The 25,010-nt window shown below is 68.1% G+C and carries 22 protein-coding genes; 11 read left to right on the forward strand and 11 right to left on the reverse strand.

What is annotated here, in order from left to right:
- Positions 1–151: 151 nt before the first annotated feature.
- On the reverse strand, positions 152–1,945 hold the full coding sequence (leuA, locus tag AB0M22_RS16265) for a 2-isopropylmalate synthase (RefSeq protein WP_364726499.1): 1,794 nt from the start codon (positions 1,943–1,945) through the stop codon (positions 152–154).
- Between the two features lie 267 nt (positions 1,946–2,212).
- Between leuA and AB0M22_RS16270 the strand changes: the two genes are divergently transcribed.
- The 4 genes from AB0M22_RS16270 (at position 2,213) to AB0M22_RS16285 (ending at position 7,418) form a co-directional block, all read left to right on the forward strand.
- The gene (locus AB0M22_RS16270; protein ID WP_364726502.1) at positions 2,213–2,980 is read left to right on the forward strand and encodes a sulfite exporter TauE/SafE family protein; all 768 of its coding nucleotides are present in this window, start codon (positions 2,213–2,215) and stop codon (positions 2,978–2,980) included.
- 78 nt (positions 2,981–3,058) lie between these two features.
- Positions 3,059–4,678, forward strand: coding sequence for an alpha/beta hydrolase (locus AB0M22_RS16275; RefSeq protein WP_364726505.1), 1,620 nt, complete (start codon positions 3,059–3,061; stop codon positions 4,676–4,678).
- Between the two features lie 203 nt (positions 4,679–4,881).
- Positions 4,882–6,504: a GMC oxidoreductase gene (locus AB0M22_RS16280; RefSeq protein ID WP_364726508.1), complete on the forward strand. Its 1,623-nt coding sequence runs from the start codon at positions 4,882–4,884 to the stop codon at positions 6,502–6,504.
- A 71-nt stretch (positions 6,505–6,575) separates the two neighbouring features.
- Positions 6,576–7,418 carry an ion transporter gene (locus AB0M22_RS16285; protein ID WP_364726511.1) on the forward strand — a complete coding sequence of 281 codons (843 nt, stop codon included), beginning with the start codon at positions 6,576–6,578 and terminating at the stop codon, positions 7,416–7,418.
- On the opposite strand, the gene AB0M22_RS16290 is transcribed toward AB0M22_RS16285, so the two are convergent.
- The 4 genes from AB0M22_RS16290 to AB0M22_RS16305 all read right to left on the reverse strand — a co-directional run bounded on the left by AB0M22_RS16290 (position 7,396) and on the right by AB0M22_RS16305 (position 10,190).
- On the reverse strand, positions 7,396–8,607 hold the full coding sequence (locus AB0M22_RS16290; RefSeq protein WP_364726514.1) for a low temperature requirement protein A: 1,212 nt from the start codon (positions 8,605–8,607) through the stop codon (positions 7,396–7,398). The genes AB0M22_RS16285 and AB0M22_RS16290 overlap by 23 nt on opposite strands.
- A gap of 90 nt (positions 8,608–8,697) precedes the next feature.
- The gene (locus AB0M22_RS16295) at positions 8,698–9,168 is read right to left on the reverse strand and encodes an SRPBCC family protein (RefSeq protein WP_364726517.1); all 471 of its coding nucleotides are present in this window, start codon (positions 9,166–9,168) and stop codon (positions 8,698–8,700) included.
- 184 nt (positions 9,169–9,352) lie between these two features.
- Positions 9,353–9,538 (reverse strand): DUF1918 domain-containing protein, encoded by a 186-nt coding sequence (locus tag AB0M22_RS16300; RefSeq protein WP_364726519.1) that lies wholly within the window; start codon positions 9,536–9,538, stop codon positions 9,353–9,355.
- Positions 9,539–9,602: 64 nt separating this feature from the next.
- Positions 9,603–10,190, reverse strand: a complete 588-nt coding sequence (locus AB0M22_RS16305) for a TetR family transcriptional regulator (protein WP_364726522.1) — start codon at positions 10,188–10,190, stop codon at positions 9,603–9,605.
- A gap of 57 nt (positions 10,191–10,247) precedes the next feature.
- On the opposite strand from AB0M22_RS16305, the gene AB0M22_RS16310 reads away from it, so the two are divergent.
- Together AB0M22_RS16310 and AB0M22_RS16315 are read left to right on the forward strand one after the other, a co-directional pair.
- Positions 10,248–10,823, forward strand: a complete 576-nt coding sequence (locus AB0M22_RS16310) for a dihydrofolate reductase family protein (protein WP_364726525.1) — start codon at positions 10,248–10,250, stop codon at positions 10,821–10,823.
- 27 nt (positions 10,824–10,850) lie between these two features.
- Positions 10,851–11,426, forward strand: a complete 576-nt coding sequence (locus AB0M22_RS16315; protein ID WP_364726528.1) for a dihydrofolate reductase family protein — start codon at positions 10,851–10,853, stop codon at positions 11,424–11,426.
- Positions 11,427–11,481: 55 nt separating this feature from the next.
- Here the strand turns inward: AB0M22_RS16315 and AB0M22_RS16320 are convergent, their stop codons facing one another.
- On the reverse strand, positions 11,482–12,087 hold the full coding sequence (locus tag AB0M22_RS16320) for a dihydrofolate reductase family protein (RefSeq protein ID WP_364726531.1): 606 nt from the start codon (positions 12,085–12,087) through the stop codon (positions 11,482–11,484).
- 170 nt (positions 12,088–12,257) lie between these two features.
- Between AB0M22_RS16320 and AB0M22_RS16325 the strand changes: the two genes are divergently transcribed.
- Positions 12,258–14,939 (forward strand): LuxR C-terminal-related transcriptional regulator, encoded by a 2,682-nt coding sequence (locus AB0M22_RS16325; RefSeq protein WP_364726534.1) that lies wholly within the window; start codon positions 12,258–12,260, stop codon positions 14,937–14,939.
- 1 nt (position 14,940) lies between these two features.
- On the opposite strand, the gene AB0M22_RS16330 is transcribed toward AB0M22_RS16325, so the two are convergent.
- The gene (locus tag AB0M22_RS16330) at positions 14,941–15,351 is read right to left on the reverse strand and encodes a secondary thiamine-phosphate synthase enzyme YjbQ (RefSeq protein ID WP_364726985.1); all 411 of its coding nucleotides are present in this window, start codon (positions 15,349–15,351) and stop codon (positions 14,941–14,943) included.
- Between the two features lie 269 nt (positions 15,352–15,620).
- Here AB0M22_RS16330 and AB0M22_RS16335 point away from each other — a divergent pair, with 269 nt between their 5' ends.
- On the forward strand, positions 15,621–16,886 hold the full coding sequence (locus tag AB0M22_RS16335) for an aspartate kinase (RefSeq protein ID WP_364726537.1): 1,266 nt from the start codon (positions 15,621–15,623) through the stop codon (positions 16,884–16,886).
- 78 nt (positions 16,887–16,964) lie between these two features.
- Entirely contained in the window at positions 16,965–17,999 is a 1,035-nt protein-coding gene (locus AB0M22_RS16340; protein WP_364726540.1) for an aspartate-semialdehyde dehydrogenase, read from the forward strand.
- A 61-nt stretch (positions 18,000–18,060) separates the two neighbouring features.
- Here the strand turns inward: AB0M22_RS16340 and AB0M22_RS16345 are convergent, their stop codons facing one another.
- Together AB0M22_RS16345 and AB0M22_RS16350 are read right to left on the reverse strand one after the other, a co-directional pair.
- Positions 18,061–20,487, reverse strand: a complete 2,427-nt coding sequence (locus AB0M22_RS16345) for a glycoside hydrolase family 3 C-terminal domain-containing protein (RefSeq protein WP_364726543.1) — start codon at positions 20,485–20,487, stop codon at positions 18,061–18,063.
- A 155-nt stretch (positions 20,488–20,642) separates the two neighbouring features.
- Positions 20,643–21,248, reverse strand: a complete 606-nt coding sequence (locus AB0M22_RS16350) for a TetR/AcrR family transcriptional regulator (RefSeq protein WP_364726547.1) — start codon at positions 21,246–21,248, stop codon at positions 20,643–20,645.
- Positions 21,249–21,340: 92 nt separating this feature from the next.
- Here AB0M22_RS16350 and AB0M22_RS16355 point away from each other — a divergent pair, with 92 nt between their 5' ends.
- Positions 21,341–22,255 (forward strand): aminotransferase class IV, encoded by a 915-nt coding sequence (locus tag AB0M22_RS16355; protein ID WP_364726550.1) that lies wholly within the window; start codon positions 21,341–21,343, stop codon positions 22,253–22,255.
- A gap of 19 nt (positions 22,256–22,274) precedes the next feature.
- On the opposite strand, the gene AB0M22_RS16360 is transcribed toward AB0M22_RS16355, so the two are convergent.
- Positions 22,275–22,949 (reverse strand): TMEM175 family protein, encoded by a 675-nt coding sequence (locus AB0M22_RS16360; RefSeq protein WP_364726553.1) that lies wholly within the window; start codon positions 22,947–22,949, stop codon positions 22,275–22,277.
- Positions 22,950–23,092: 143 nt separating this feature from the next.
- Here AB0M22_RS16360 and AB0M22_RS16365 point away from each other — a divergent pair, with 143 nt between their 5' ends.
- Complete coding sequence (locus tag AB0M22_RS16365; protein ID WP_364726557.1) at positions 23,093–23,611, forward strand: PaaI family thioesterase; 519 nt, start codon at positions 23,093–23,095, stop codon at positions 23,609–23,611.
- Between the two features lies 1 nt (position 23,612).
- Here the strand turns inward: AB0M22_RS16365 and AB0M22_RS16370 are convergent, their stop codons facing one another.
- Positions 23,613–24,953, reverse strand: coding sequence for a serine hydrolase (locus tag AB0M22_RS16370; protein ID WP_364726560.1), 1,341 nt, complete (start codon positions 24,951–24,953; stop codon positions 23,613–23,615).
- Between the last annotated feature and the right edge of the window lie 57 nt (positions 24,954–25,010).

Genomic DNA, 25,010 nt, shown 5'->3' on the forward strand with positions numbered 1-25,010 from the left:
CGCCGCCGATAACTGGTCTCCGACAGCAAGATCGAGAGCCGGACACGGGATCGATCTTCGACCACCGTGCCCGGCTCCACCGTACTCGACCTGCGCTATCAGCGTGCTCGGTTGGCCGAGGAGACCAGCGCGCGCACCGCCGAGGTTGCGCTCAGTGTGCTCGGTTCACCGCGGAGACCACCGCGCGCAATGATGCGGTGGTGATGGAGGTGGCGATGCCGACGCCCCACACGACCTTGTCACCGATCGCGCACTCGACGTAGGCGGCGGCCTGCGCGTCGTCACCGGCGGACATGGCGTGCTCGGAGTAGTCCAGCACGCGCACGTCGAAGCCGACCGTGGCGATCGCGTCGATGAACGCGGCGAGCGGGCCGTTGCCGGTGCCGGTGATCTCCTGCTCGACCCCGTCCACCTTCACCACGACGGAGATGGTGTCGGTGCCGCCGTCGGTCTCGGACGCGGTGACCTTCTGCCGGATCCGCTCCAGCGGCCGGATCGGGCCCAGGTACTCGTCGGCGAAGACGTCCCACATCTCCTTCGGCGTGACCTCGCCGCCCTCGCCGTCGGTGATCCGCTGGACCGCCTGGGAGAACTCGATCTGCAGCCGGCGCGGCAACGCCAGGCCGTGATCGGTCTTCATGATGTACGCGACGCCGCCCTTGCCGGACTGCGAGTTGACCCGGATGACCGCCTCGTAGGTGCGCCCGACGTCCTTCGGGTCGATCGGCAGGTAGGGCACCGCCCAGATCATGTCGTCGACATCGGAGTCCGCGTCGTCGGCCGCGACCTTCATCGCGTCCAGGCCCTTGTTGATCGCGTCCTGGTGGCTGCCGGAGAACGCGGTGTAGACCAGGTCGCCGCCGTACGGGTGGCGCTCGGCGACCGCCAGCTGGTTGCAGTATTCGACCGTGCGGCGGATCTCGTCGATGTCGGAGAAGTTGATCTGCGGGTCGACGCCGCGGGAGAACAGGTTCATGCCCAGCGTGACCAGGCAGACGTTGCCGGTGCGCTCGCCGTTGCCGAACAGGCAGCCCTCGATCCGGTCCGCGCCGGCCTGGTAGCCCAGCTCGGCGGCGGCCACCGCGGTGCCGCGGTCGTTGTGCGGGTGCAGCGACAGCACGATCGAGTCGCGGCGGGCCAGGTTGCGGCTCATCCACTCGATCGAGTCGGCGTAGACGTTCGGCGTCGCCATCTCGACGGTGGCGGGCAGGTTGATGATCAGCGGCTTGGCCGGGGTCGGCGCGATGATCGCGGAGACCGCGTCGCAGACCTCCCTGGCGTACTCCAGCTCGGTGCCGGTGTAGGACTCCGGGCTGTATTCATAGCGCCAGTTGGTGTCGGGGTAGCGCTGCTCGATTTGCAGGCACAGCGTCGCGGCGTCGGTGGCGATCTTCTTGACCGCCGCGCGATCGGCGCGGAAGACCACCTTGCGCTGCAGGATCGAGGTGGAGTTGTAGAAGTGCACGATCACGTTCTGCGCGCCGGCGCAGGCCTCGAAGGTGCGCTCGATCAGCTCGGCGCGACACTGGGTCAGCACCTGGATGGTCACGTCGTCGGGGATCGCGCCGTCCTCGATGATCTCGCGGACGAAGTCGAAATCGGTCTGGCTGGCCGACGGGAAGCCGACCTCGATCTCCTTGTAACCCATCCGCACCAGCAGGTCGAACATGCGGCGCTTGCGGGCCGGGCTCATCGGGTCGATCAGCGCCTGGTTGCCGTCGCGCAGGTCGACCGCGCACCAGCCGGGCGCCACGTCGATGATCTTGTCCGGCCAGGTGCGATCGGGCACGGTGACCGGCTCGACCTCCTCGGCGAAGGGCCGGTACCGGAAGGTCGGCATCGAGGAGTTCTTCTGCGCGTTCCACCCGGCCTGATCGGCGGGGGCGGGCTTGGACGGCGGCGTGATGGTGCGCGAGCCGGATACGAAGGCGTCAGCAGGGGACATGGCGATTACTCCGAGGGTGTGGTGTTTCCCAAAGGGTGGGTCGACCGGCGCGGCGAAACCCCGCGACGGGAGCCGGTCCGATCAGACCCCGTCGCGGCGGCTGAGAAGAAGTGCCCGCTGCATGATGTCGGCGAGTTTACCGTGTGGCAATACACCTCGGAACCCCGGTCCCGTCGTCCGTTCATCCGACATTGCCGCTAGCGTTCGAGCGGAGCAAACGCTTGTACGGGCCGCACGGTCCGACGGGACGTCGAACGGATTCAACATATGACTTGGCTGGAACAGCTCGCGGTCTTCGGCGCGGGCATCGGAGCGGGCGGCATCAACGCCGTCGTCGGTTCGGGCACCCTGATCACCTTCCCGGTACTGCTCGCCTTCGGGCTGCCGCCGGTGACGGCGAACGTGTCCAACACGATCGGCCTGGTACCGGGCTCGCTCAGCGGGGTGCACGGTTATCGCCGGGAATTGGCCGGGCAACGCGAACGTCTGCTGCGCTTCGGCACCGCGTCATTACTCGGCGGCATCACCGGCGCGATCCTGCTGCTCGTGCTGCCCGCGACCGCGTTCAAGGCGATCGTGCCGGTGCTGATCATCGCGGCGCTGGTGCTGGTCGTCGTGCAGCCGCGGCTCTCGCGCTGGGTCAAGGGCCGGCGGGAGAACGGCGACAGCCCGGCGCCGAAGCACGGCGGCCCGATCCTGCTCGTGGCGATCTTCGCGACCGGCATCTACGGCGGTTACTTCGGCGCCGCGCAGGGCGTGCTGCTGATGGGGCTGCTCGGCGTGTTCGTGCACGACGACATGCAGGTGCTCAACGGCATCAAGAACGTGCTCGCGACCATCGTGAACGGGGTGGCCGCGGTGATCTTCATCGTGATCGCCGACGTGGACTGGCGGGCGGTGCTGCTGATCGCGCTCGGCTCCATCATCGGCGGCCAGCTCGGTGCGAAGATGGGCAGGCGGCTGCCGCCGACCGCGTTGCGCGCGGTCATCGTCGTGGTCGGCCTCATCGCGGTGGTTCGGCTGTTGATGACCTAGGAGGTGGCGGCGATCTCAGGGTGCAACTCATCCCTGTGGTGGACGACGGCCGTGCCGTTGCGGCACAAGATGTTCGTTATGCGTGGGTGGAGGATCGTCGTCGTCGGTGCGCTGGCGGCGACGTTGGTAGTGAGTGGTTGCGGTACGCCGAAGAAGCACGAGCAGGCTGTGGCCGACCTGGTCGCCCAGTCCGACGCGGCGCCGACGCCGCGGCTGGATTGGGCGCCGTGCCAGGAGAAAACCCTGAGCAAGCTGCAATGCGCGACGGCGACGGTGCCGCTCGACTACGCGCATCCGGACGGCGCGACGCTCGGGCTCGCGCTGGTCCGTCAGCCCGCGACGGATCAGTCGCGCCGCATCGGCACGCTGTTCACCGCGGCTGGTGGGCCGGGCGCCTCCGGCATCAGGTGGGCGGGCAGCGCGGAGATGTTCCCCGGCGAGATCGCCCGCCGCTTCGACGTGGTCACCTTCGATCAGCGCGGCGTCGGGCGCAGCTCACCGGTCCGGTGCTTCGCCGATCCCGAAGCGGAGCAACGGTTCTGGGCCGGCACCTGGATTCCGCCGGTGAATGCCGAGCAGGAGGCCGCGCAGGCGCGGTTCAGCCGGGATCTGTCGGCGGGCTGCGCGGCGAACAGCGCGGCCCTGCTGCCGCATCTGACCACCGTCGACGCCGCCCGCGACCTGGATCTGCTGCGCCGTGCGGTCGGTGACAAGCGGCTGACCTACGAAGGTGGTTCGTACGCAAGCTATCTCGGCGAGGTGTACGGCGCGGTCTTCGGCGATCGGGTGCGTGCGCTGAGCCTCAGCTCGATGATCGATCCGGACGCCTACACCTCCGACACCCGCACCGAGGTCGCCGCCGCGGCGACCGGCACCGACGAGGTGCTCTCCGAGTTCTACCGGCTGTGCGCCCAGGCGGGTCAGCCGCGCTGTGCCTTCGCGGGCGCGAACAAGCCGGCCGCCGACCCGATCGGGCAGATCCGCAGCGACCAAAAGGTAAGCGGCGGTGATGATTTGCGCGCCCGCGACCTTGCGCTGCTGGACCGGCTGCGGCAAGGACCCATCGTGGTCGGCGAGGGCGACCGCGCCCGGACGGTCGCCTTCGACGACGTCGCCTCGTCGCGCATGCTGATGCTCTACGACCCCAAGGACGGCTGGCCCGCACTGGCCCAGCTGCTCGCCGAACTCGAGCGCGGCGCCGCGGGCAACCCCGAGGTCGTGCGCGCGGTCCTCGACGCGAACGCGGTGCCCCCCGGCTTCCTCGACTCGTTCATCGCAATCTCCTGCGCGGACAACACTTTTCCGCGCGAGCCGGAGCAATGGCCCACGATGGCAAAGGAATTGGGCGCCGAGGGTTCGGTCTTCGGCGGCTCCTGGCTCTACCTGCGCCAGTCGTGCGCCTCGTGGCCGTCGCCGCAGGGCGGCTACCCGCAGCGCTACGCCGGTCCGTGGATCCTGCGTTCGGACGTGCCCGCGCTGCTGTTCAACAACCGCTTCGATCCGGTCACGCCGCTGACCGCGGCGCGCAAGGCGCAGCAGGCCCTGGTCAACGCGCGCCTCGTGGTCGTCGACGGCGGCTACGGGCACGACACCACCGTCGACTGCACCCGGCGATTGCAGGAGCGCTACCTCATCGACCAGCAACTTCCCGCGCCCGGCGCGACCTGCAAGGCCGATCGGGCGCCGTTCGCGGAGTGAGTCGCCGACCCCTCCCGGCCATCTGCCGAGGGCGTCGCGTGGCCTGTTCGTCACACTGCCGTTGCCGCCGCCGAGCGCCGGCGCCGTCCCATCCGGCGGGACAATGGAAGGGAGACAACGGATGACGGTCCGGCAACGACTGTTCAGCCAGCCGGAATACCGGTAATCTGCGCTCGGCCATGCGTGATGAGGGAGGTGGCTGGGTGCGTAGACGCGCCTTCTTCAAAGCGGCGGGTACGGCCGCGCTACTCGGTGCTGTCGCGGGAACGCTGCCGGGCACCGGACCGGCGTCCGCGGACCCGGTCTGGAACCTGCTGTTCCAGTCGTGGGTACCGGAAATTTTTGCGCCACTACCCGATCCACCAGAGCATTCGCCGGCGATCGTGATCGGCTCCGGCTTCGGCGCCGCGGTCACCGCGCTGCGCCTGGCCGAGGCCGGGATCGCCAACACGGTGCTGGAACGCGGGTCGCGCTGGCCCAACGATCCGTGGCGGGAGATCTTCACCGGCGACGACCTGCCGGACGGCCGCGGCTTCTGGCATCGGACGAACTTCACCGGCGTGAGCAAGGTGCCGATGACCTTCGCCAGCTTCGGCGGCGTCCTGGACTGCACCACCTACCCGGGCATCGATGTCTGGCGCGCGGCCGCGGTCGGCGGCGGATCGGTGATCTTCACCGGCGCCATGGTCGCGCCCGAACGCCGCTTCTTCGACCACCTCTTCGGCGGCACGGTCGAATACGGCGAGCTGGACCGCGTCTACTACCCGCGGGTGCGGGAGATGCTGCGGCTGAACCAGATGCCCGGCGACATCTACGCGGCCAAGCCGTTCGCGCACTCCAGGGCCTGGGACGACCAGGTGCGCAAGGCCGGCTACCAGCCGACCCCCAACGACTCGATCTTCAACTGGGACATCCTGCGCGCCGAGCTGGCCGGCGGCTCCCGGGCCTCGGCCACCGCCGCGCGCAGCAACCTGGGCAACTCCAACGGCGCCAAGTTCGACCTCAACCAGAACTACCTGAGGTACGCGGAGGGCACCGGCCGGTCCGCGATCTTCCCGGGGCATCAGGTGGAGTCCATCGCCCAGGAGCCGGGCGGCCGGTACTCGGTGCGGGTGTCGAAGCTGGCGCCGACCGGCGAGGTGCTCGGCACCCGCACACTCACCTGCGATCAGCTGTTCCTCGGCGCGGGCTCGGTGGGCACCTCGGAGCTGCTGGTGCGCGCGCAGGCGACCGGGGCACTGCCCAACCTCAACGAGCACGTCGGCGACGGCTGGGGGACCAACGGCGACGTGGTGCTCGGCCGTGGCGCGAGCGCGCTGGCCGGTTTCGGGCAGGGCGTGCCGAGCGCGAGCCGGATCTTCGACGATTCGGGCCTGCCGCTCAGCCTGGAAAGCTGGTACATCCCGGGCATTCCGTTCGAGACGGGCGCGCTCGCCTCGCTCGGCATGGTCCTGGATCCGGCCCGCGCGCGATTCGGCTACGACGCGGCGGCCAACCGGGTCGGGCTGTCCTGGCCGTCGCGCAACCGCGACGACATGGTCGCCGCGGCCCGCGCGGTCGATCACCGGATCGCCGAACGAGCCGACGCCGTCCTCGAATACGGCGCCCTCGGCTACGACGCGAACGCGCTGTTCACCGCGCATCCGCTCGGTGGCGCGGTGCTCGGCAAGGCCACCGACGGCTACGGCCGGGTGCACGGACATCCGGGCCTCTATGTGATGGACGGGGCCGCCATTCCGGGCAGCACCGGCACGGTGAATCCGTCGCTGACCATCGCCGCGCTCGCCGAGCGCAATATCGAGGCGATCATCCGCACCGGCAAGTAAGAGGTCCAGCTGCGGCGGGGTCAGGCCGACTACCCTCGGCCTGACCGTTCGGCGTTGAAGGGACACCCCAGGTGACAGCTGCGAGCACCACTCCGGTCCGCGAGGAACTCCCGGAGGGCGACTATCCGCGCAAGCCGCCCGCGCTGTGGACCGACTTCTTCATGCTGGCGCTGGCCATCGTGTCGGTGGCGCTGGTCGTGTGGATCACCTTCTTCGACGTGTCCGCGTCCACCCATCGCGCGATCGTGATCGTCGACTGGACGGTGTGCGGCGTGTTCGCCGTCGAGTTCCTGTGGCGCTGGCGGCGTGCGGGCTGGCCGTGGACGTTCCCGTTCGTCTATTGGTACGAGGTCCTCGGCATGATCCCGGTGACCAGCCCGTTCTTCCGCGGCTTCCGGTTGCTGCGGATCGTGGTGATCGTGGTCCGGCTCGGTCGCGTCGCCGATCGCGTGTTCGGCGACCGGATCACCGCCGCGCTGGTCAACCGGTTCGTCATGACCATCGTGGACACGATCAAGCGGCCGATGACCATCGCGGTGATGGACGAGGTCGCCTCGGTGATGCGCACCGGGCACTACACCCGCAATATCGCCGCGGCGCTGCAGGAGAACCGCGCCGAGATGGACGAGATGATCCTGGAGCTGATCAAGAAGGATCCGCAGGCCGGCCGGGTGCGCTACATCCCGTTCCACGACGACATCATCCGGCTGATCGCCGACACCACGTTCCGCATCCTGTTCCAGGTGCTGGAGGATCCGCGCACCGACGAGCTGGTCTCGGATGTGTTGCGGGAGAACATCGATCAGATCCGGCAAGCGGTGCGCAACGATGTCCGGGTGCCGCCGTCCGCGTACGGGCCGACGCCGGCCGAACACAGCGTGCGGCACCACCTCAGTCGGGTACCCCGTGTCTGATCGCGTCCCGCGGCTGCGCCAATTTGATTGTCTCCCAGACGATCAATGCGCCGAGTACGGCGCACAGCAGGGTGAGCGCGGCCAGCGCGGGCAGCGCGGCCGCCAGCGGGATCAGCGCGAGCAGCACGACGACCGTGATCACCCGCGGCACGCTGATCTGCCCTGTCGCATAGTGTTTCGCGCCGACCAGCGCGATCAGATACAGCACGACTCCGCCGTACAACGCGAACAACGGAATTCCGTACAACGCGTCTTTCAGCGTGTGATGTGAAGCGTCGCCGACATAGTAGAGGACTTTCTTCAATCCCAGTGAGAGCCCGATGATTCCGGCGATCATCGGGAAATGCCAAAAGGTGTAGGAACCGCGCGCGATCTTGATCTGCCTGGCGCCGTCGGCGTGCTTCAACTCGTGTTCGATCGACAGCGCGGCGACATCGAAATAGGTCCACCAGAGCAGTCCGGAAACCGCGAGTCCGAGCAGTGCGCCCACCGCGATCGGCCACGATATAGGCAGCCCCGCCACCCCGATGCCGATCGAAACGATCGATTCGCCGAGCGCCACAATGATGATCAGACCGTACCGTTCGGCGAAATGGGTCGCCGAATTCAACCGCCAGTCGGTGCCCGCCAGCAGGGTCCACAGGTAGTCGCCGGCGATCGCGGCGATCCACAACCCGATCTGCACCGCGCCGGAGGTCATCGCGGCGATCACCAGCAGCGTGGTGCCGATGGTGATCGAGCCGATCGACCAGCGCAGCACCTGGTTGCGCAACTGCGGGTCCTCGGTGCTGGCCAGCCAGAACATCACCACGTGCACCAGCCGCACCACGAGGTAGGCGATCGCGAAGACCAGCGGGCCGTACCAGCCGCCGGGCAGATCGTGGAACGCCTCGGGAATGGTGAGCGCGGCCAGGAACGCGCCGCCCATCGCGACGAACATCGCGACCCTGGCGAACCCCTCGTCGGCGCGAATCACATTGCCGAGCCAGGAGTAGGCGATCCACAACCACCACATCAGGGCGAGCACGAGCAACGCGCGCAGCATGTTCTTCGCGCTGGTCTCTTCCGCCGCCAGGTCGGTGACCATGGTGAACGCGAAGACGAGCACCAGGTCGAAGAACAGCTCGAGTTGCGTCACCGACGCGCCTTCGGCCACCGGTGTGAGCCGAACCCGTTTGGAACCGATCATGGTGCACATCGTCGCACCCCGGTCGGGTCGCCGCCCGCTTGCTGGGCTGCGCGTCGCGCGATTTCGCTATGAGCGTGTGACTATCGACGGTTATTCGTTATAGCTATACGGCTTGATTGTTTCCGCTTCCGGAAACGACTCGGCGAACTCGATGAAATTCTGCACCGCGACCTCGTTCTGCTTGCGCACGGTGCGCTTGAGTAGTAGCCCGGGCACCGGGATGGGTAGGTAGACCTCCGCGTGGAACCACACATCGGTGCCTTCCGTGCCCTCGGTGACCTCGAACCAGCCGCCGCCCTTCGCGCCCCGGGTACTGTCGGTGACCTGCCACGATGACCGTCCGTCGGTCCAATCGTATTCCAGGACTTGCATATCCGAGCTGCCCAGCAGTTCGGTCTTGACGAAAACCCGGACCGGCCTTCCCGCTTCGTCACGTGATGCGACTCGGGCATCGGTATATCCCGGCGACCATTCGGGGAGCATTTCGACAGCGGCCAGCGCATCCATCACTTGCGCGGAATCGGCGTCGACGACGAATCGAATATCGGTTCTCGTGCGCATGCAAAACCTTCCGACCCCCGATGGACAACTGCGCCCGATTCTCTCTATCGGTTATCTGTTCCGTCAACCTCGTCGCCGCGGTCGATAGTCTATGGGCGCTGCCGACATGGCCTTATGTGTCCAAAAGTGGACATCGGAAGTATGTGAACAAGTTCCACGCGGAAGATTTGTGCCGAGTCCGGCGTCAGCTGGCGGGTTCGACTATCGCGTCCGGGCCCGGAAACACCAGCGACTCCCGCCCGTCCGCATAACGCACGAGGTAGGGCGGCGCGCCTTCGGGTCCGCGAACTTCGATGATCTCGCCTTGCCGATCACCCTGCCCTACAACGTGTCCGTGTACGAGCAGTCGATCTCCGACTTTCGCCATCATCGACTCATTATCGAATATCGGTGACGTGGGTCACAAGGATTCGGCGATGAAGACCGCGCGGTTTTCAGGGGCCGACGAGGCGATCGACCGCGGCCTCGATCAACTCCTGACTCTGTTCTTCGGTGAACACGCCGGGCAGCGTGAGGCGGTCCACGATCAACCAGTTCAATGCCAAATAGAGCAACTGCACGGACTTTTCGTCGCCGGGCAGTCCGGCGTCGAGGTGATTGCGCACGTTGAACTCCATGTCCGCGCGCACCCGCTCGGTCAGCACGGCGCGCAGTTCCGGTCGCCGGGTCGCCTCCAGCCGTAGCTCGAGCAGCGCGAGGTAGCCGGTGCGGAACGCCTCGATGCGCTCGACGATGCCCTTCATCAACTCGGTGATGTGCGCGCGGTTCTTCGGGCCTTCGGTCAGCTGGCTCATGGTGGCCGCGCTCGGCGCGAGCCGTTCGTAGAACCGGCTGCCCACCTGAGTCATCAGGTCGTCGCGGTTGGCGAAGTAGTTCGACGCGGTGCCGGCCGGCACCGCGGCCTCCTTGTCCACCGCGCGAAAGGTCAGCCCGCGCGCTCCGTCGGCGGCCAGGACCTCGATCGCCGCGTCGAGCAGCGCTTGCCGGCGTTCGGGATTAGTTCGCACTTGACACCACTCCATCTGTAGTACTACCTTCAGATCACTACAAACAGAGTACAACAGGTTGGGCGGTACTGGATGCGAAAGCTCGTCTACTACGTCGGCGTCTCGCTCGACGGATACATCGCAGGTCCGGGCGGCGAATACGACTTCTATCCGGTCGATCCGGAGATGGGCCCGTCGATCAACGCGGAGTACCCGGAGTTCGTCCCGACCGAATTCCGGCCGCAGTTGGGGATGGCGCTGGATGCGCCGAACAAGCACTTCGACACGGTGATCATGGGTCGCGGCACCTACGAGCCGGGCTTGTTCGCCGGCTTCCCCAGCCCGTACGCGCACCTGCGGCAGTACGTGGTGTCGCGCACGCTCGGCCGGATCGATGAACCGGCCGTCGAACTGGTCGACAGCGACCCGATCGAGTCGGTGCGGCGGCTCAAAAAGGAAGAGGGCCAAGATATCTGGCTGTGCGGCGGCGGCAACCTCGCCGCCCAGCTGCTCGGTGAGATCGATGAACTGATCATCAAGAGCTACCCGGTCATCGCGGGTGGCGGCATCTCCGTCTTCGCCGGCGAGTTCCGGCCGACCCCGTTCACGCCGGTCCGGCGGCAGGAATTCGGCAACGGCGCGCAGGTCACCTGGTTCACCCGCGCCTGATCGCCACTTTTCGAAAGAGGTTCTGCTATGCGAAAACTCGTCTACTTCGTCGGCATGTCGCTCGACGGCTATATCGCCGCCCCGGACGGCGATATCTCCTTCTATCCGCTGCCCGCGGACTTCATCGGATGGCTCGGCCAGGAATACCCGGAGACGCTGCCCACCCACGTCCGTCCGCATTTCGGGGTCGCGGCGGATGCGCCGAATCGGAAGTTCGACACGCTGGTGATGGGCCGGGGAACCTACGCGCCCGGGCTGGCCGTCGGATTGACCAGCCCGTACGGCCACCTGCGGCAGTACGTGGTGTCCAGCACGCTCGGCCGGATCGATGACCCGGCGGTGGAGCTGGTCGAAAAGGACCCGGTCGCGCTGGTTCAGCAGCTCAAACAGGAAGCGGGCCTGGACATCTGGCTGGCCGGCGGCGGAAAGCTGGCCGCCGCCCTGCTCGGTGAGATCGATGAACTGGTGATCAAGAGCTACCCGGTCGTCGCCGGCACCGGCATCCCGGCCTTCGCCGGCGAGTTCCGGCCGACGCTGTTCACCCCGGCCGAACGCAAGGAATTCGGCAACGGCAACCAGGTCACCTGGCTGACCCGCGCCTGACCCGACCAGGGCGACGGCCGAGCGGTTTCGCTGCGGCCGTCGCCGTCGGGGGAGATCATTCGCCGCGAACCCGGTCGTAGATCAGATACAGCGCGCCGGACTCGGTGCTGGACAGGTCGGTCAGCGACCAGCTCGACGCCGCGAGGCCGTCCTCGAAGAGGCGGGCGCCGCCGCCGGCGATCTCGGGGCACTGGGTGATCAGGATCCGGTCGACCTCGTCGGCCGCGAGCAGCGCCTTGATCACGCTGCTGCTGGCCAGCACGACGATGTCGCCGCCGTCCTGCTCGCGCAGGTGCTTCACGGTGGCCACCGGGTCGGCGTCCGCGATCCGCGAGTGCTGCCACGGCGCCTCGGTGAGCGTGGTCGAGAAGACCACCTTTTCGACGTCGTCGAGCCACTGCCCGAAGGCGCGGTCGCGCGGATCGGCGTTCTCGTCGACTGCGACGGTCGGCCAGTAGCCGCCGAAACCCTGGTAGTTCTTGCGGCCGAGCAGCGCGGTGGTGGCCGCCTCGGTCATCTGGACCATCCGGTCGCGGGTCGTGTCGCTCACCGCGTGCGGCACGATCCAGCTCATGTCGTAGTCGCCGCCCGGACCGTTGGTGCGGCCGTCCAGCGAGAGCGAGATGTTGGCCACGACCCGGCGGTTTCCCGTGTTCGTCATGATGTTTCCTTCTTGTCGGTGACGCTGTGTGCGCCGTTGAGATGAATACTTCCGGCGTGGCGGCCGCGGAACATCTGCCACCTGGCCGATATCCGGTGGCCGAGGTGGCCGACCTGCCGGACCGGATATGGCTCGCCCGGGTAGGCCCGGCGTGTCAGACTGCTGACGCGATGTCAGATTCCACCGACGCCCTACCCACCGAGCTGTCCTCGTTCATCGGCCGCACCGAGGAACTGGCGGCGATCGGTGCCGCCGTCGGACCGGGCCGGGTCGTCACGCTGGCCGGGCCGGGCGGTTGCGGCAAGACGCGACTCGCGCTGCGGGTCGCGCGCACGGTGCTCGCGGATTGGCCGGATGGGGTCCGGTGGGTCGCACTGGAGGACGAACACGACGACGCGGCGGTTGTGCAGCGCGTCGCCGCGGCCCTCGATGTGCTGATCCCCGGCGGTGCGGATCCCGTCGCGACCGTGGCTCGCGGGCTCGCCGATCGCGAAACCCTGCTGGTACTCGACAATTGCGAGCAACTCGGCGACGGCGTCGCGGCGCTGGTCACCGGCTTGCTCGGGCGTTGTCCGCGACTGGGTGTGCTCGCGACCAGTCGCGCGCCACTCGGGGTCGGCGGTGAGCAGGTGCGCCGGGTCCCCGCGCTCGGGCTGGCGGACGCGTTGACGCTGTTCCTCGAGCGAGCGCACGCGGGGGAGCCGACGCCGCAGGCGCGCACCGCGGCCCGCCGGGTCTGCGACCGCCTGGATCGGCTGCCGCTCGCGCTCGAACTCGCCGCGGGCTGGGCGGGCACGTTGTCGCTGACTCAGCTGGCGGACTCGCTGCACGAGCCCTATGCCGTGCTCGACGGCGGTGCGCGGACCGCGCCGTTCCGGCAGCAGACGCTCGCGGAGTCGATGCGCTGGAGTCATGAGCTGCTCGATGACGACGAACGGGCCCTGTTCCGCAGGCTCGGGGTGTTCGAGCCGGGGTTCTCCGCCGACGTGGTGGCCGAACTGGATGCGACGCCTGGGCGCGCCCTGCGGACGTTGCGCGGGTTGATCGACAAGTCGTTGGTGACCGCGGATACCACCGGTGCGGTGGCGCGCTATCGAATGCTGGGCGTGGTCCGGGATTACGCGCTGCTGCAACTAGCCGAGGCCGCGGAGACCGAACCGCTGCGCGATCACCACCTCGCGGCCTATCTCGCCTTGGTCGAGCAGGCCGATCCGTTGCGCAACACCGACCAGGACGCCTGGCGGGCGCGAATCACGGTGGAGTTGGCCAATATTCGTGCGGCTATCGACTGGGGACTGAGCCGCGACGATCCGTCCGACGGACGCAGACTCGCCGCCGCGATGGCGTGGTTCTGGTATCTCGAACCACGCGGCGTCGAGGGCGTGCAGGTGCTGCGATCGGCCGTCGACCGGGGCAACGGGCAGCGCGACGAGCTACAGGCGCGCGTGCTGGCCGGGCTGGCCCTGGTGTGCGACACGGCTGTGTATGGCTTCGTCGGCTACGAATCCGCCCGTGCCGCAGCGGCATTGGCCGCCGAAATCGGTGCGGACGCGGTCGGCAGGCTGGCTCGCTCGTTGTGCGCGGTCGAACAACTCGGCATCGACCTGGACCGGGCCTACGCCGACGCCGACGAATTGCGCCGAGAATCGCTGCACGCCGACGACGGTTTCGTCGCCGACTCGATGCAGGCGCTGCTCGGCCTGATCCACCTGTTCCGCGACGAATACCGCAGCGCCATCGAACAACTCGACCAGGCCCTGGTCGGCATGCGTCAGCGCAACGACCGCGGCTTCGCCTCCTTCGCCCTGACCTGGCTCGCCACCGCGACCGCCCGGTCCGGCGATCTGCCGCGCGCCGCCGAACTCGCCGAGCAGGCCGTCGCCACCGCGCAACCGCTGCACGACTTCCACCACCTGGGCTCGGCCCGGGCTGCCCTCGCCGAAATACGCGTGTACCAGGGACGTTTCGACGACGCGACCGCCGCGCTCGAGCCGATCGATCGGCTGCTCGACGGCGAAGCCTCACCGTTCGTCCCCGGCTGGGAGCGCGTGCACGGAATGCTCGCGCTGGGGGCCGGACATCCGGCGGAGGCAATCGCGTGGTGCCGCAGGGAAGGTCGAACGCCCGGCGACACCGCCGACGGGCCGCTCACACCGTGGACCCAGGTCGTGCTCGCCACCGCGCTCCGGGAACTCGGCGAAACCGATTCGGCGGCAGCACTTCTCGACACGCTCGCGGCCGAGCCGATGATCCGGGCATTGCCTGCCGTGTCCGCCGACGTGCTCGACCAGCAAGCATTCTTGTTGCACGACAGCGATATCGAGCAGGCGCTGCGCCTGCACCACGAAGCATTGCGTATCCGGACGGAGCGCGAACTCGTCCTCGGTTGCGTAGCCGGCCTGGAGGCGCTCGCGGTGGTGCTGGCCCGGCGCGGCACCCTCGAATCGGCGGCGGTCCTGCTCGGCGCCGCCGAACGCGCCCGCGCCGACACCGGGTCGGCACCCGGACGATCTGCGGAAACAGCCCGAGCCGTGCTGGATTCCCGGGTCGCGGAACAGGATCTGGCCGACTACCTCGAACGCGGCCGATCCATGGGCCTCGCCCAGGCCATCGACTACGCGACCAAAGCACGCGGCAGACGCAACCGCCCGGACTCCGGCTGGGCGAGTCTCACCCCGATGGAACGCTCCGTCGTCGATCTAGCCGTCGACGGCCTGTCCAATCCGGAGATCGCCGCCCGCCTGTTCATCAGTCGCGGAACCGTGAAAACCCACCTGGCCCACGTCTACGCCAAGCTCGGCGTCGCCAACCGCACCGAACTCGCCCGCCTGCACGTGCCCGCGGACGGCTAGCTCAGCCGAGAAACGACAACCGCACCTCCCGATCCGGGTTGTCGATATTGAGATCCACCAGCGCGACCGACTGCCAGGTCCCCAGTGCCATTGCCCCGCCGATCACCGGAATCGTCGCGTACGGCGCGATCAGCGCGGGCATCACATGCGAGCGTCCGTGCCCGCGCGACCCGTGCGCATGCCGCCAGCGATCGTCCGCGGGCAGCAGATCGCGCAGCGCCGCGAGCAGATCGTCGTCACTGCGCGCACCGAGCTCCAGCACCGCGACCCCGGCCGTCGCGTGCGGCACGAACACATTGAGCAACCCGTCCCCGCCACCGGACGCTTCGCGCACGAATGACGCGCACTGACCGGTGATGTCCTGCACGACCTCGGTCCGCCCCGTGGTCACCGCTAATACCGTGCTCTTCATCACTCCATCGTGCGTCATGCACCCGGCATCGGCCGCCCGCAACGCCTTGGTTACCCGAACCGGTGTCTCGTGCAGCCGGGTGCACGGCCGCGGTGCGGTGCGCACAGCACCAAATATCGCCGGTTGCCCAGGACGTTCGTGACCAAGTCCGACCAGCGCAACAGCTCCGCCGCGGCGCTCGGCGGAGGAGCCAGCCGGAATTCGCTGGACCACGGCCGGTACTCTGGGTGGCTGTTAGCAGCTGTTAGTCGATCTTGGAGGACCCTGTCGTGGCTCTCGTTGTTCAGAAGTACGGAGGATCCTCGGTGGCTACCGCCGAGCGCATCCGGCGCGTCGCTGAACGGATCGTCGAGACCAAGAAGGCAGGCCACGACGTGGTGGTCGTCTGCTCGGCCATGGGCGATACCACCGACGAACTGCTCGACCTCGCCCAGCAGGTGGCGCCCGCGCCGCCGGCTCGGGAAATGGACATGCTGCTCACCTCGGGTGAGCGCATCTCCAACGCGCTGGTGGCGATGGCCATTCACTCGCTCGGCGCGGAGGCCCGCTCGTTCACCGGCTCGCAGGCCGGTGTGATCACCACCGGCGCGCACGGCAACGCGAAGATCATCGACGTCACCCCCGGCCGCCTGCGTCAGGCGCTGGACGACGGGCAGATCGTGCTGGTCGCCGGCTTCCAGGGCGTGAGCCAGGACAACAAGGACGTCACCACGCTCGGTCGTGGCGGCTCCGACACCACCGCGGTCGCGCTGGCCGCGGCGCTGGAGGCCGACGTCTGCGAGATCTACACCGACGTGGACGGCGTGTTCACCGCCGACCCGCGGATCGTGCCGGACGCGCAGCGGCTCGACCAGGTCTCCTACGAGGAGATGCTGGAGCTCGCGGCCTGCGGCGCGAAGGTGCTGATGCTGCGCTGCGTCGAATACGCGCGCCGGTACAACGTGCCTGTGCATGTTCGCTCGTCCTATACCGACAAGCCGGGCACCTACGTTTACGGATCGATGGAGGACATCCCCTTGGAGCAAGCAATCCTCACGGGCGTCGCGCACGATCGCAGCGAGGCCAAGGTCACCGTGGTCGGACTGCCCGACGTCCCCGGCTACGCCGCCAAGGTGTTCCGCGCGGTCGCCGACGCCGAGATCAATATCGACATGGTGCTGCAGAACGTCTCCAAGATCGATACCGGCAAGACCGACATCACCTTCACCCTGCCCAAGACCGACGGCGCGCGCGCCGTCGAGATGCTGACCAAGCAGCAGGACGAGATCGGCTTCTCGCAGGTGCTCTACGACGACCACATCGGCAAGGTGTCGCTGGTCGGCGCGGGCATGAAGAGCCACCCCGGCGTCACCGCCACGTTCTGTGAGGCGCTGGCCGACGCGGGCGTGAACATCGATCTGATCTCCACCTCCGAGATCCGGATCTCGGTGCTGGTCCGCGACAGCGAGCTGGACGAGGCCGTCCAGGTGCTGCACCGGGCCTTCAATCTCGGCGGCGACGAGGTCGCCGTGGTGCACGCCGGAACAGGACGCTGACCTGATCGGGTCAAGCGCGGAGGCGGTAGCGCAGCGTAACCACGTAGCGCTCCCGATCAGGTCGAAAGGGACACTGCCATGGGTATTCGAGTAGGAGTGGTGGGCGCGACCGGTCAGGTCGGCGCCGTCATGCGGAAGCTGCTGGAGGAGCGCAACTTCCCGGTCGACGAGGTGCGCTTCTTCGCGTCGTCGCGCTCGGCGGGTAAGACGCTGCCGTGGCGCGGCGGTGAGATCGTCGTGGAGGACACCGAACTCGCCGATCCGTCCGGCCTGGACATCGCGCTGTTCTCCGCCGGTGCCACCATGTCCCGGATCCAGGCGCCGCGCTTCGCCGCGGCGGGCGTCACCGTGATCGACAACTCGTCGGCCTTCCGCAAGGACCCCGACGTCCCGCTGGTGGTGAGCGAGGTCAACCCCGAGGCGACCCGCAACCTGGTCAAGGGCATCATCGCGAACCCGAACTGCACCACCATGGCCGCGATGCCGGTGCTCAAGCCGCTGCACGACATCGCGGGCCTGCGCCGGCTCATCGTGTCCAGCTACCAGGCGGTGTCCGGTAGCGGCCTGGCCGGCGTGGAAGAGCTTGCGACGCAGGCGCGCGCGGTGATCGACGACGTCGAGAAGCTCACCCACGACGGCAGCGCCGTCGACTTCCCCGCGCCGAACAAGTACGTCGCGCCGATCGCGTTCAACGTGCTGCCGCTGGCCGGTTCGCTGGTCGACGACGGCTCCGGCGAGACCGACGAGGACCAGAAGCTGCGCAACGAGAGCCGCAAGATTCTCGGCCTGCCCGACCTGCTGGTCAGCGGCACCTGCGTGCGCGTGCCGGTGTTCACCGGCCACTCGCTGTCGGTGAATGCCGAATTCGACCAGCCGCTTTCGGTCGAACAGGCCAAGGAGATCCTGGCCAAGGCGCCCGGCGTGAAGCTCGTCGATGTGCCCACCCCGCTCCAGGCGGCCGGTGCCGACGATTCGCTCGTCGGCCGCATCCGTCAGGATCCGGGTGTCCCGGACGGCCGCGGTCTCGCGCTGTTCATCTCCGGGGACAACCTGCGAAAGGGCGCCGCCCTCAACACCATTCAGATCGCCGAGGTTCTGCTCAGCAATCGCTGAGGACCTTCGCTGATCGGTACGACGCGGCCGTAGATCCCATCGGATCCACGGCCGTAGTCGTTCACTCCAGTTCGTAGCCTGCCGTCAGCCGTTGATCGGCGATCGAATGGCCGGCCTGGATCTCGTATGTGCCGGGCACTTTCCGCCACGCGCCGTCGTCCCAGATCTCGAATGCCCGGTCCGGGATGCGGATCTCGGCCTCGACCAGTTCGCCCGGATCGGCTTCGACGCGGGCGAAGCCGGCCAGCCAGCGGGCGGGGCGGAGCGCCGAATCGGCCACGGGCGCAAGGTAGATCTGCACCACCTCGCCGCCGCGGCGGGTGCCGGTGTTGCGCAGGCGGACGGTCACCGCGGCGCCTTCGTTGGCGATCGATTCGTAATCCCATGTGGTGTACCCGGATCCGTGCCCGAACGGGTAGGCCGGAGCCGTGTCCGCTCGCTCCCACGCGCGATAGCCGATGAACAGGTCTTCGCGGTAGACCAGTTCACCGTCGGTCGGGGTGACCTCCGAGACCGGGCAGTCGGCCAGGGTGGCAGGCCAGGTGGTGGGCAGCCGCCCGCCCGGCTCCGTGTCGCCGAGCAGTACCCCGGCGAGCGCCGCGCCGCCTTGCTGGCCGGGGAACCAGCTCAGCAGGATGGCGGGAACCTCATTGCGCCAGGGCATTTCGACCGGCGAGCCGGCATTCACGACCACCACGGTGTTCGGGTTGGCCGCGGCGACCCGGCTGACCAATTCGTCTTGGCGGCCGGGCAGTTTCAGGCTGGTGCGATCGAAGCCCTCGGACTCGACCTGCTCGGTGGTGGCGACGACGACCACCGCGACGTCGGCGGCGCGGGCCGCCTCGACCGCCTCGGCGATCAGCTCGTCCGGATCGCGCCGTGGATCGCCGTGCGCCAGGGTGAACAGGATCGCCTGGATCGGCATCTCCGCCAGCTTCAGCGGCGTGTGGGTCATGGTGACCTCGACCGTCGTGCCTGCGGTCAGGGCGACCGTGCCGCGCTCGATCGGCGTGCCGAAGAACGCCTCGAACGGGTCTGCGCCAGTACGGGTTTCACCGCCCTCGTACAGCACGGTGTCGCCGACGACGAGGCGGAAATCGCCGACTCCCTTGGTGCCGAACACATGCGCGCCCGTTTCCGCGGGGGTGAAGGTGCCGTACACCTCGACGGAGTGCAGGGCGTCGTAGTCGATGCCGTCCGGCAGTTCGCCGAGCCAGTTGACCATGCCGTTGGGCAGCGAGCTTTCACCGAGCAGGGTGCCGTCGGCGTCGAAAACCCGGGCGTGCAGATCGAATCCGCGATCCGCCGCGCCGAGGACGTCGCTCGGGGCGGCGCCGATCGCATAGGTCAGCGCGCCGTCCGGCAGCGCGGCGGTCAGCCCGTCCAGCGGCGAGACCACGGATTCCGGGAAGACGGTGGCCGAGCCGCCGCCGAGAATGCGGGCATCGCGGGCGGCGAGACCGATCAGCGCGACCTTCGTCCGGCTCGCGTCGAGAGGGAGGGCCGATTGCTCGTTGCGCACCAGAACAAAAGCGCGCGAGGCGATTTCCCGCGCCAACGCGACGCCGTCGATCTGCGCGGGTGCAGTGGTTACCGCGGGATCGGCGCCTTCCAGCAGCCCGACCCGCGCCGCGAGCCGCAGCACATTGCGTACCGCCGCATCGACGACGGACTCGTCTACTTCGCCATGTCGCACCGCCGCGACGAGCGCTTCCCCGTAAACCCCGCGCGGTCCGGGCATCGCGACATCCAGCCCCGCGGTGATCGCCGCGACCGTCGACCTGGCGGCCATCCAGTCCGAGACGACGATCCCGTCGAAACCCCATTCCCCGCGCAGTATTCCGTTCAGCAGCTCGCCGTGTTCGGTCATCGTCGTGCCGTTGACCTGGTTGTAGGCGGCCATCACACCCCATGGGCCGGCCGCGCGGACCATCGCCTCGAACGGTGCCAGGTACAGCTCACGCAGCGCCCGCTCGGAGACGACATTGTTCACCGTGAAGCGTTCGGTCTCGGCGTCATTGGCGACGAAATGCTTGACGGTGGTGCCGATTCCGCCGTCCTGCACCCCGCTCACGTAACCGGTCCCGATCCGCCCGGTCAGATACGGGTCTTCGGAGTAACTCTCGAAATGCCTTCCGCCCAAGGGTGATCGATGCAGGTTGACCGTCGGTGCGAGCAACACGTGCACACCCTTGCGCCGGGCCTCCTGCGCGAGCAGCCGCCCGGCCCGCCTGGCCAGTTCCGGATCCCAGGTCGCCGCCAGCGCGGTCGGCGAGGGCAACGCGATGGACGGATCGTCCGCGGTCCAGCGCGCCCCGCGCACTCCGATCGGCCCGTCGGACAGCACCAGCGACCGCAACCCGATCTCCGGCAGCGCAGGCAACGACCACATGTCCTGCCCCAGCAACAGCCGGGCCTTGGCCGGCAGGTCGAGCTTCCCGATGGCCGCCGTCACCGCTGCTTCGCGGGCCTCGTCGGCTGGACTCATGATGAACTCCTTTGTCTACCAAGGTCATACGGACAAGTTCGGCCGGGCGTCATCACCCATGAGCGCAGACAGCGGGCGTCCGCGATACCGCTGAAACTCACCTAATCAATAGTAGGCGTCGTTACCTTCGCGTTACAAAAATCGACCGGCCGCAGCTAGTCCGCAGTACCGTCGGCCGGCCCGAGCAACGCGACGAAGTCCCGGAACGAGGCCCCCATATCGACCGCCTCCGGATCGAGCAACCACTGCGTCTGCAACCCGTCCAGCACCGCGATCAACAGCGGCGCCACCTGCTCCGGCGTCCGCCCGCCCGCCAACCGCTCCCCGAACTCCGCCCGCAACAACTCCGCGAGCCGCCCCCTGGCCTGCGCGTACCGCTCGACGAAATATTCCCGCGCCGGATGCCCGCCGGTCACGCTTTCCCCGGCCAACGCCGCGAACGTCTGCACCACCCCCGGCCGCGTCGCGTTGTATTCGACCAACTGCTCCAGATGCGACAGCCGCCAACTATCCGACCCCCCAGCCAGGAACGCCGCCGTATCCCACCGGTCCCGATCCTCCAGCACCGCCACCAACAGGTGCTCCTTGCTCGGAAAATAGTGCAGCAACCCCGGCTGGGTAATCCCCACCCGCTCCGCCACCGCCCCCAGCGAAACCCCCCGATACCCCCGCTCCGCGATCACCTCTCGGGCCGCCGCCAGAATCGCCACCCGCCGCTCAGCAGCCTGCACCGCCCGCCCGCCTCGCTGTCCCTGAGTCACAAGCCCGAGCGTAACCAGCAACACCCTGGTCGCCGCGGATCCGGCCCGAAATCCGGTCGCCCGCTCGCCCGCGGGGCTGTTAGCCTCCGCCGATGGCAAACCCCTATCCCCATGTGTATCTAGGTGACCGGATCGTTGCGGCCGAGGCGGCTACGGTTGGGGTCGCATCGTCGGCGGTGTTGTACGGACTCAGCGTGTACACCGTGTTTCCGGTTCATGTGGCAGGGGCGGCACGGACCGCGTTCCGATTGGACGATCACTTCCGGCGGCTCGAGGAGTCGTGCAAGATCATCGGGATCGACCGGTTCGCGCAGGAGTGGGACTACCAGCGGTTCTATGCCGCGGTGGTCGAGTTGGTCGGGCAGAACGCGCCGGTGGAGGACGTATTCGTCCGGGCGACAGTGCATGTCGTCGAGTCGATTCCGGGTACCCGGGTGCGTGGCTGCGCGATTCAGGTCAGCATGTTCGTCTACGACGCGGTGCCGATCGTCCCGCAGGACGGCATGCGGCTGAAATCCAGTCCGTGGCGGCGCATTCCGGACAACGCGATCCCGTCCCGCGCGAAAGTCAACGGCGCGTACGTGAATTCGGTGCTGGCCAAGCAGGACGCGATCGACAGCGGCTACGACGACTGCATCTTCCTCGACGGCAACGGCCACGTCTGCGAGCTCAGCGCCGCCAACATCTTCCTCGTCCGCAACGGCACGCTGATCACCCCGGACGTGTCCTGCGACATCCTCGACGGCATCAACCGCCGAACCATCCTGACCCTGGCGGCCGAGGACGGCATCCCGGTCGTCGAACGCACCGTCGACCTGACCGAGCTCTACATCGCCGACGAGGTCTTCGTCACCGGCACCTCCGCGGGCGCCGCCCCGGTCTTCGAGGTGGACGGCCGCACGGTCGCCGACGGGCAGGCGGGCCCGATCGCCCAGGCCCTGCGCAAGCGGCACGCCGCCGCGCTGCGCACCGACGACCTGCACGGCTGGATCACCCCGCTGGACTAGACCCCCGCGAGCGTCCGGGCTAGGCCTGCGCGGGCTCGGCCCGGCGCACGCGCGCGGCCTCCGGGCGGACGCGTTCGAGCAGCTTCCCGCCGAACGCGGCGGCCAGCGGAACGAAGAACCAGACGTACCAGATCGACGGCGTGACCCAGGCCAGCGCGGCCGTCACCGCGAAAACCAAGGTGACCGCCGCGGACGCACTGGCGCTGGCCCGGATCTGGCCTGGATCGACGCCGGGGTTCAGTACCGCACGTCGCCAGGCGAATTCCTTCATGACCGCTTCGCAACCGAACAGCGCCGCGGCGGTCGCGGCGAACAGGCACACGGCCAGCTTGTTGTCGGACGCGTGCCCGAAGATCGCGGTCGGGAACGGCAGGAAGGCGGCGAACAGCAGCAGCGGCGCGTGCGCGCCTGCGGTCGCCCGGTCCAGCCGATCGACCTCGTCGATGAGGATGTGGTGCCTGCGCCACACCGACCACAGCAGGAAGAACGCCAGCACGAACGCGATGAACGACGCCTTCTCGTGCCAGAGGAATTCGCCGAGCGCGTGCGGGCTGGCCAGCTCCGCGCCCTCCGGCCGTTTGATCTCGATGACCAGCAGCGTGATCGCGATCGCGAGCACCGCGTCGGCGAAGGCCCCCATCCGATGGGCGCTGAAATCCTTGTCTTCAGGAGAGGGCACTACGCGGTCGCTCACTGCTCGGGCTCCTAACGGCAACGCGGTGAATCGGTTGAACCGTATCCGATCATGGACCGCGGGTCCGGCCGTGGGAAGAGGCGGTGCGCAAGCGTGGCGTAACTTCATTCGGGACACAGTTGATTCCTGATTGAGGGGTGCGCATGACCGGACTCGCCGAAGCCGCCGATCATGGCCCGCAGGGCGCCGCGGACAGCCCGGCGCCCGACGGCGCGTCGTCCGCGCATGGCGACAACTGTTTCGGCTGCGGACCGGCCAATCGCGCCGGGGTCGCCATGGTGTCGGCGCTCGTGGACGGCCGCCTCACCGGTACCTGCACGTTCGACGAAAAGCATCAGGGCGCACCGGGCCTGGCACACGGCGGCGTGGTCGCGGCGGTGCTGGACGAGGCCTCGGGAACCGTGCCGACGCACAGCGGGATCCCCGCGGTGACCGCCAAACTCACGGTGAACTACGTCAAACCCGCTCCGCTGCATCGCCAGATGGCGGTGTCCGCGCACATCGATCGCCGCGACGGCGACCGCAAGCTGCACATCTACGCCCGGCTGGAACTCGACGGCGAACTCGTCGCCGAGTCCGACGCCCTGTTCATCGTCGTCACCCCGGAGCACTTCCGCGCGCACGGCGCCAAGGAAGGCGAGCTGCCCTTCCTCGGCGTGTGATTCAGCGGATGCCGGGCGCGTCCGGACCGAGGCAGGCCATGATCGCGCAGCCCGGCGCGTTGTCCGCGAAGGGCGGGGCCAGCGGAAAGTTCAAGCAGGACAGGACATTACAGCCCGGATAGGCGAACGGTCCGGCGCCGAACACCGCGAGCACGAAGTTCAGGTCGACGAACTGGCTCGGGTTCAATCGCACCGGCGGTTCGACATAGGGCCCCGGGTCGGGCATCGGCGGCTCATTGAACGCCGCGAACAACCGGCGGAAGAATTCGTGCGGCAGTTCCGCGATGTTCTGGATGGTGCCGGTCAGCCCGTACTGGCTGACATTGCCGAAGAATCCGGTCCACATCACCACCAAGTCCAGGCTCGGGATGATGAAGATGTTGTTCAGGCCCAGCCCGGCCATCATGTACACATCGGCGGGCAGCATGCTGTCCGACTCCGCGCACCCCGGTCCGAGCCAGAACAGATAGCCGTAGCACTTATTGGCCTGCGACGGCTGGCGCGCCTGTTTCAGGTATTCGGTCGAGACGAGTTGCTGTGTGCCCCAACGCCCGTCATTGCTGGTGAGCAAGCCGAGCTTGGCGAAATCGTTCGGCGGGAGCATCAGGTGCGCGTACCCATAGGTGTGCCCGGACCGATCGCGCGCCCAGTAGTAGTCGCCGCGTTCGATGCCGAGCGGGTCGAACAGTTCCCGCTGCGCGAATTGCTGAAGTGGTTCGCCGACCGCCAATTCCAGCACATAGGACAGCAGATCGACATTGCGCTGGCTGTAGCTGAACACCGCGCCCGGCGGATTGTCCAGCGGCACACCGAGCGCCTGCACCGCGCTGTTCGGATCGATCGGCACGACACCGGTGGCGCCCTCGGTCAACACGCCGACCTTCATCCCCGAGGTCTCGGTGAGCAGGTTCTGCACGGTGATCGAGCGATGCTCGGCGTCGCCGAGTCCGGGCGGCAGATACCGGTCGATCGGCGCGGCGATATCGAGTTTGCCTTGGTCCCACGCGATTCCGGCGAGCAGCGAGACCACGCTCTTGGTCGCGCTCCAGATATTCCAGGCCACATTGTCGGTGGGGGCGTTGTTCGGCCCCTCGCCGATCAGGCAGTTGTGCCGGAAAACCTTGATATTGATGCGATTTCGGCCGGCGGCGAAGGTCAGCGCCTCGGCCAGGCGCGCGCTATCCAGCCCCGCCTGCTCCGGCGTCGCCCGCGCCGATTCCCGGCCGGACTGGACTTCGCAGCTCACCGGTTCGGCGGAAGCAGGCCCGCTGCCGGCGAATAGATTCCCCGCGACCAGCGATAACACCGCGAACCCAACGAGGAACCCACCGAATCGCCCCATGCGCACGAGGCTATCGCGCGAACGAGACAGCGACCGGCGAATGGCGAGGGTGCCGGA

It is taken from the genome of Nocardia sp. NPDC051756 (genome assembly GCF_040681495.1).
Taxonomy (GTDB): Bacteria; Actinomycetota; Actinomycetes; order Mycobacteriales; family Mycobacteriaceae; genus Nocardia.

What these genes read in the sequence shown, in the direction of transcription:
- AB0M22_RS16320 (WP_364726531.1), bottom strand. Translation starts at nt 12,087, where the DNA reads ATGACGAACACGGGAAACCGCCGGGTCGTGGCCAACATCTCGCTCTCG.
- AB0M22_RS16270 (WP_364726502.1), top strand. Translation starts at nt 2,213, where the DNA reads ATGACTTGGCTGGAACAGCTCGCGGTCTTCGGCGCGGGCATCGGAGCG.
- AB0M22_RS16275 (WP_364726505.1), top strand. Translation starts at nt 3,059, where the DNA reads ATGCGTGGGTGGAGGATCGTCGTCGTCGGTGCGCTGGCGGCGACGTTG.
- AB0M22_RS16355 (WP_364726550.1), top strand. Translation starts at nt 21,341, where the DNA reads ATGGCAAACCCCTATCCCCATGTGTATCTAGGTGACCGGATCGTTGCG.
- AB0M22_RS16340 (WP_364726540.1), top strand. Translation starts at nt 16,965, where the DNA reads ATGGGTATTCGAGTAGGAGTGGTGGGCGCGACCGGTCAGGTCGGCGCC.
- AB0M22_RS16300 (WP_364726519.1), bottom strand. Translation starts at nt 9,538, where the DNA reads ATGATGGCGAAAGTCGGAGATCGACTGCTCGTACACGGACACGTTGTA.
- AB0M22_RS16365 (WP_364726557.1), top strand. Translation starts at nt 23,093, where the DNA reads ATGACCGGACTCGCCGAAGCCGCCGATCATGGCCCGCAGGGCGCCGCG.
- AB0M22_RS16310 (WP_364726525.1), top strand. Translation starts at nt 10,248, where the DNA reads ATGCGAAAGCTCGTCTACTACGTCGGCGTCTCGCTCGACGGATACATC.
- AB0M22_RS16325 (WP_364726534.1), top strand. Translation starts at nt 12,258, where the DNA reads ATGTCAGATTCCACCGACGCCCTACCCACCGAGCTGTCCTCGTTCATC.
- AB0M22_RS16370 (WP_364726560.1), bottom strand. Translation starts at nt 24,953, where the DNA reads ATGGGGCGATTCGGTGGGTTCCTCGTTGGGTTCGCGGTGTTATCGCTG.
- AB0M22_RS16290 (WP_364726514.1), bottom strand. Translation starts at nt 8,607, where the DNA reads ATGATCGGTTCCAAACGGGTTCGGCTCACACCGGTGGCCGAAGGCGCG.
- AB0M22_RS16330 (WP_364726985.1), bottom strand. Translation starts at nt 15,351, where the DNA reads ATGAAGAGCACGGTATTAGCGGTGACCACGGGGCGGACCGAGGTCGTG.
- AB0M22_RS16295 (WP_364726517.1), bottom strand. Translation starts at nt 9,168, where the DNA reads ATGCGCACGAGAACCGATATTCGATTCGTCGTCGACGCCGATTCCGCG.
- AB0M22_RS16345 (WP_364726543.1), bottom strand. Translation starts at nt 20,487, where the DNA reads ATGAGTCCAGCCGACGAGGCCCGCGAAGCAGCGGTGACGGCGGCCATC.
- AB0M22_RS16305 (WP_364726522.1), bottom strand. Translation starts at nt 10,190, where the DNA reads ATGGAGTGGTGTCAAGTGCGAACTAATCCCGAACGCCGGCAAGCGCTG.
- AB0M22_RS16315 (WP_364726528.1), top strand. Translation starts at nt 10,851, where the DNA reads ATGCGAAAACTCGTCTACTTCGTCGGCATGTCGCTCGACGGCTATATC.
- leuA (WP_364726499.1), bottom strand. Translation starts at nt 1,945, where the DNA reads ATGTCCCCTGCTGACGCCTTCGTATCCGGCTCGCGCACCATCACGCCG.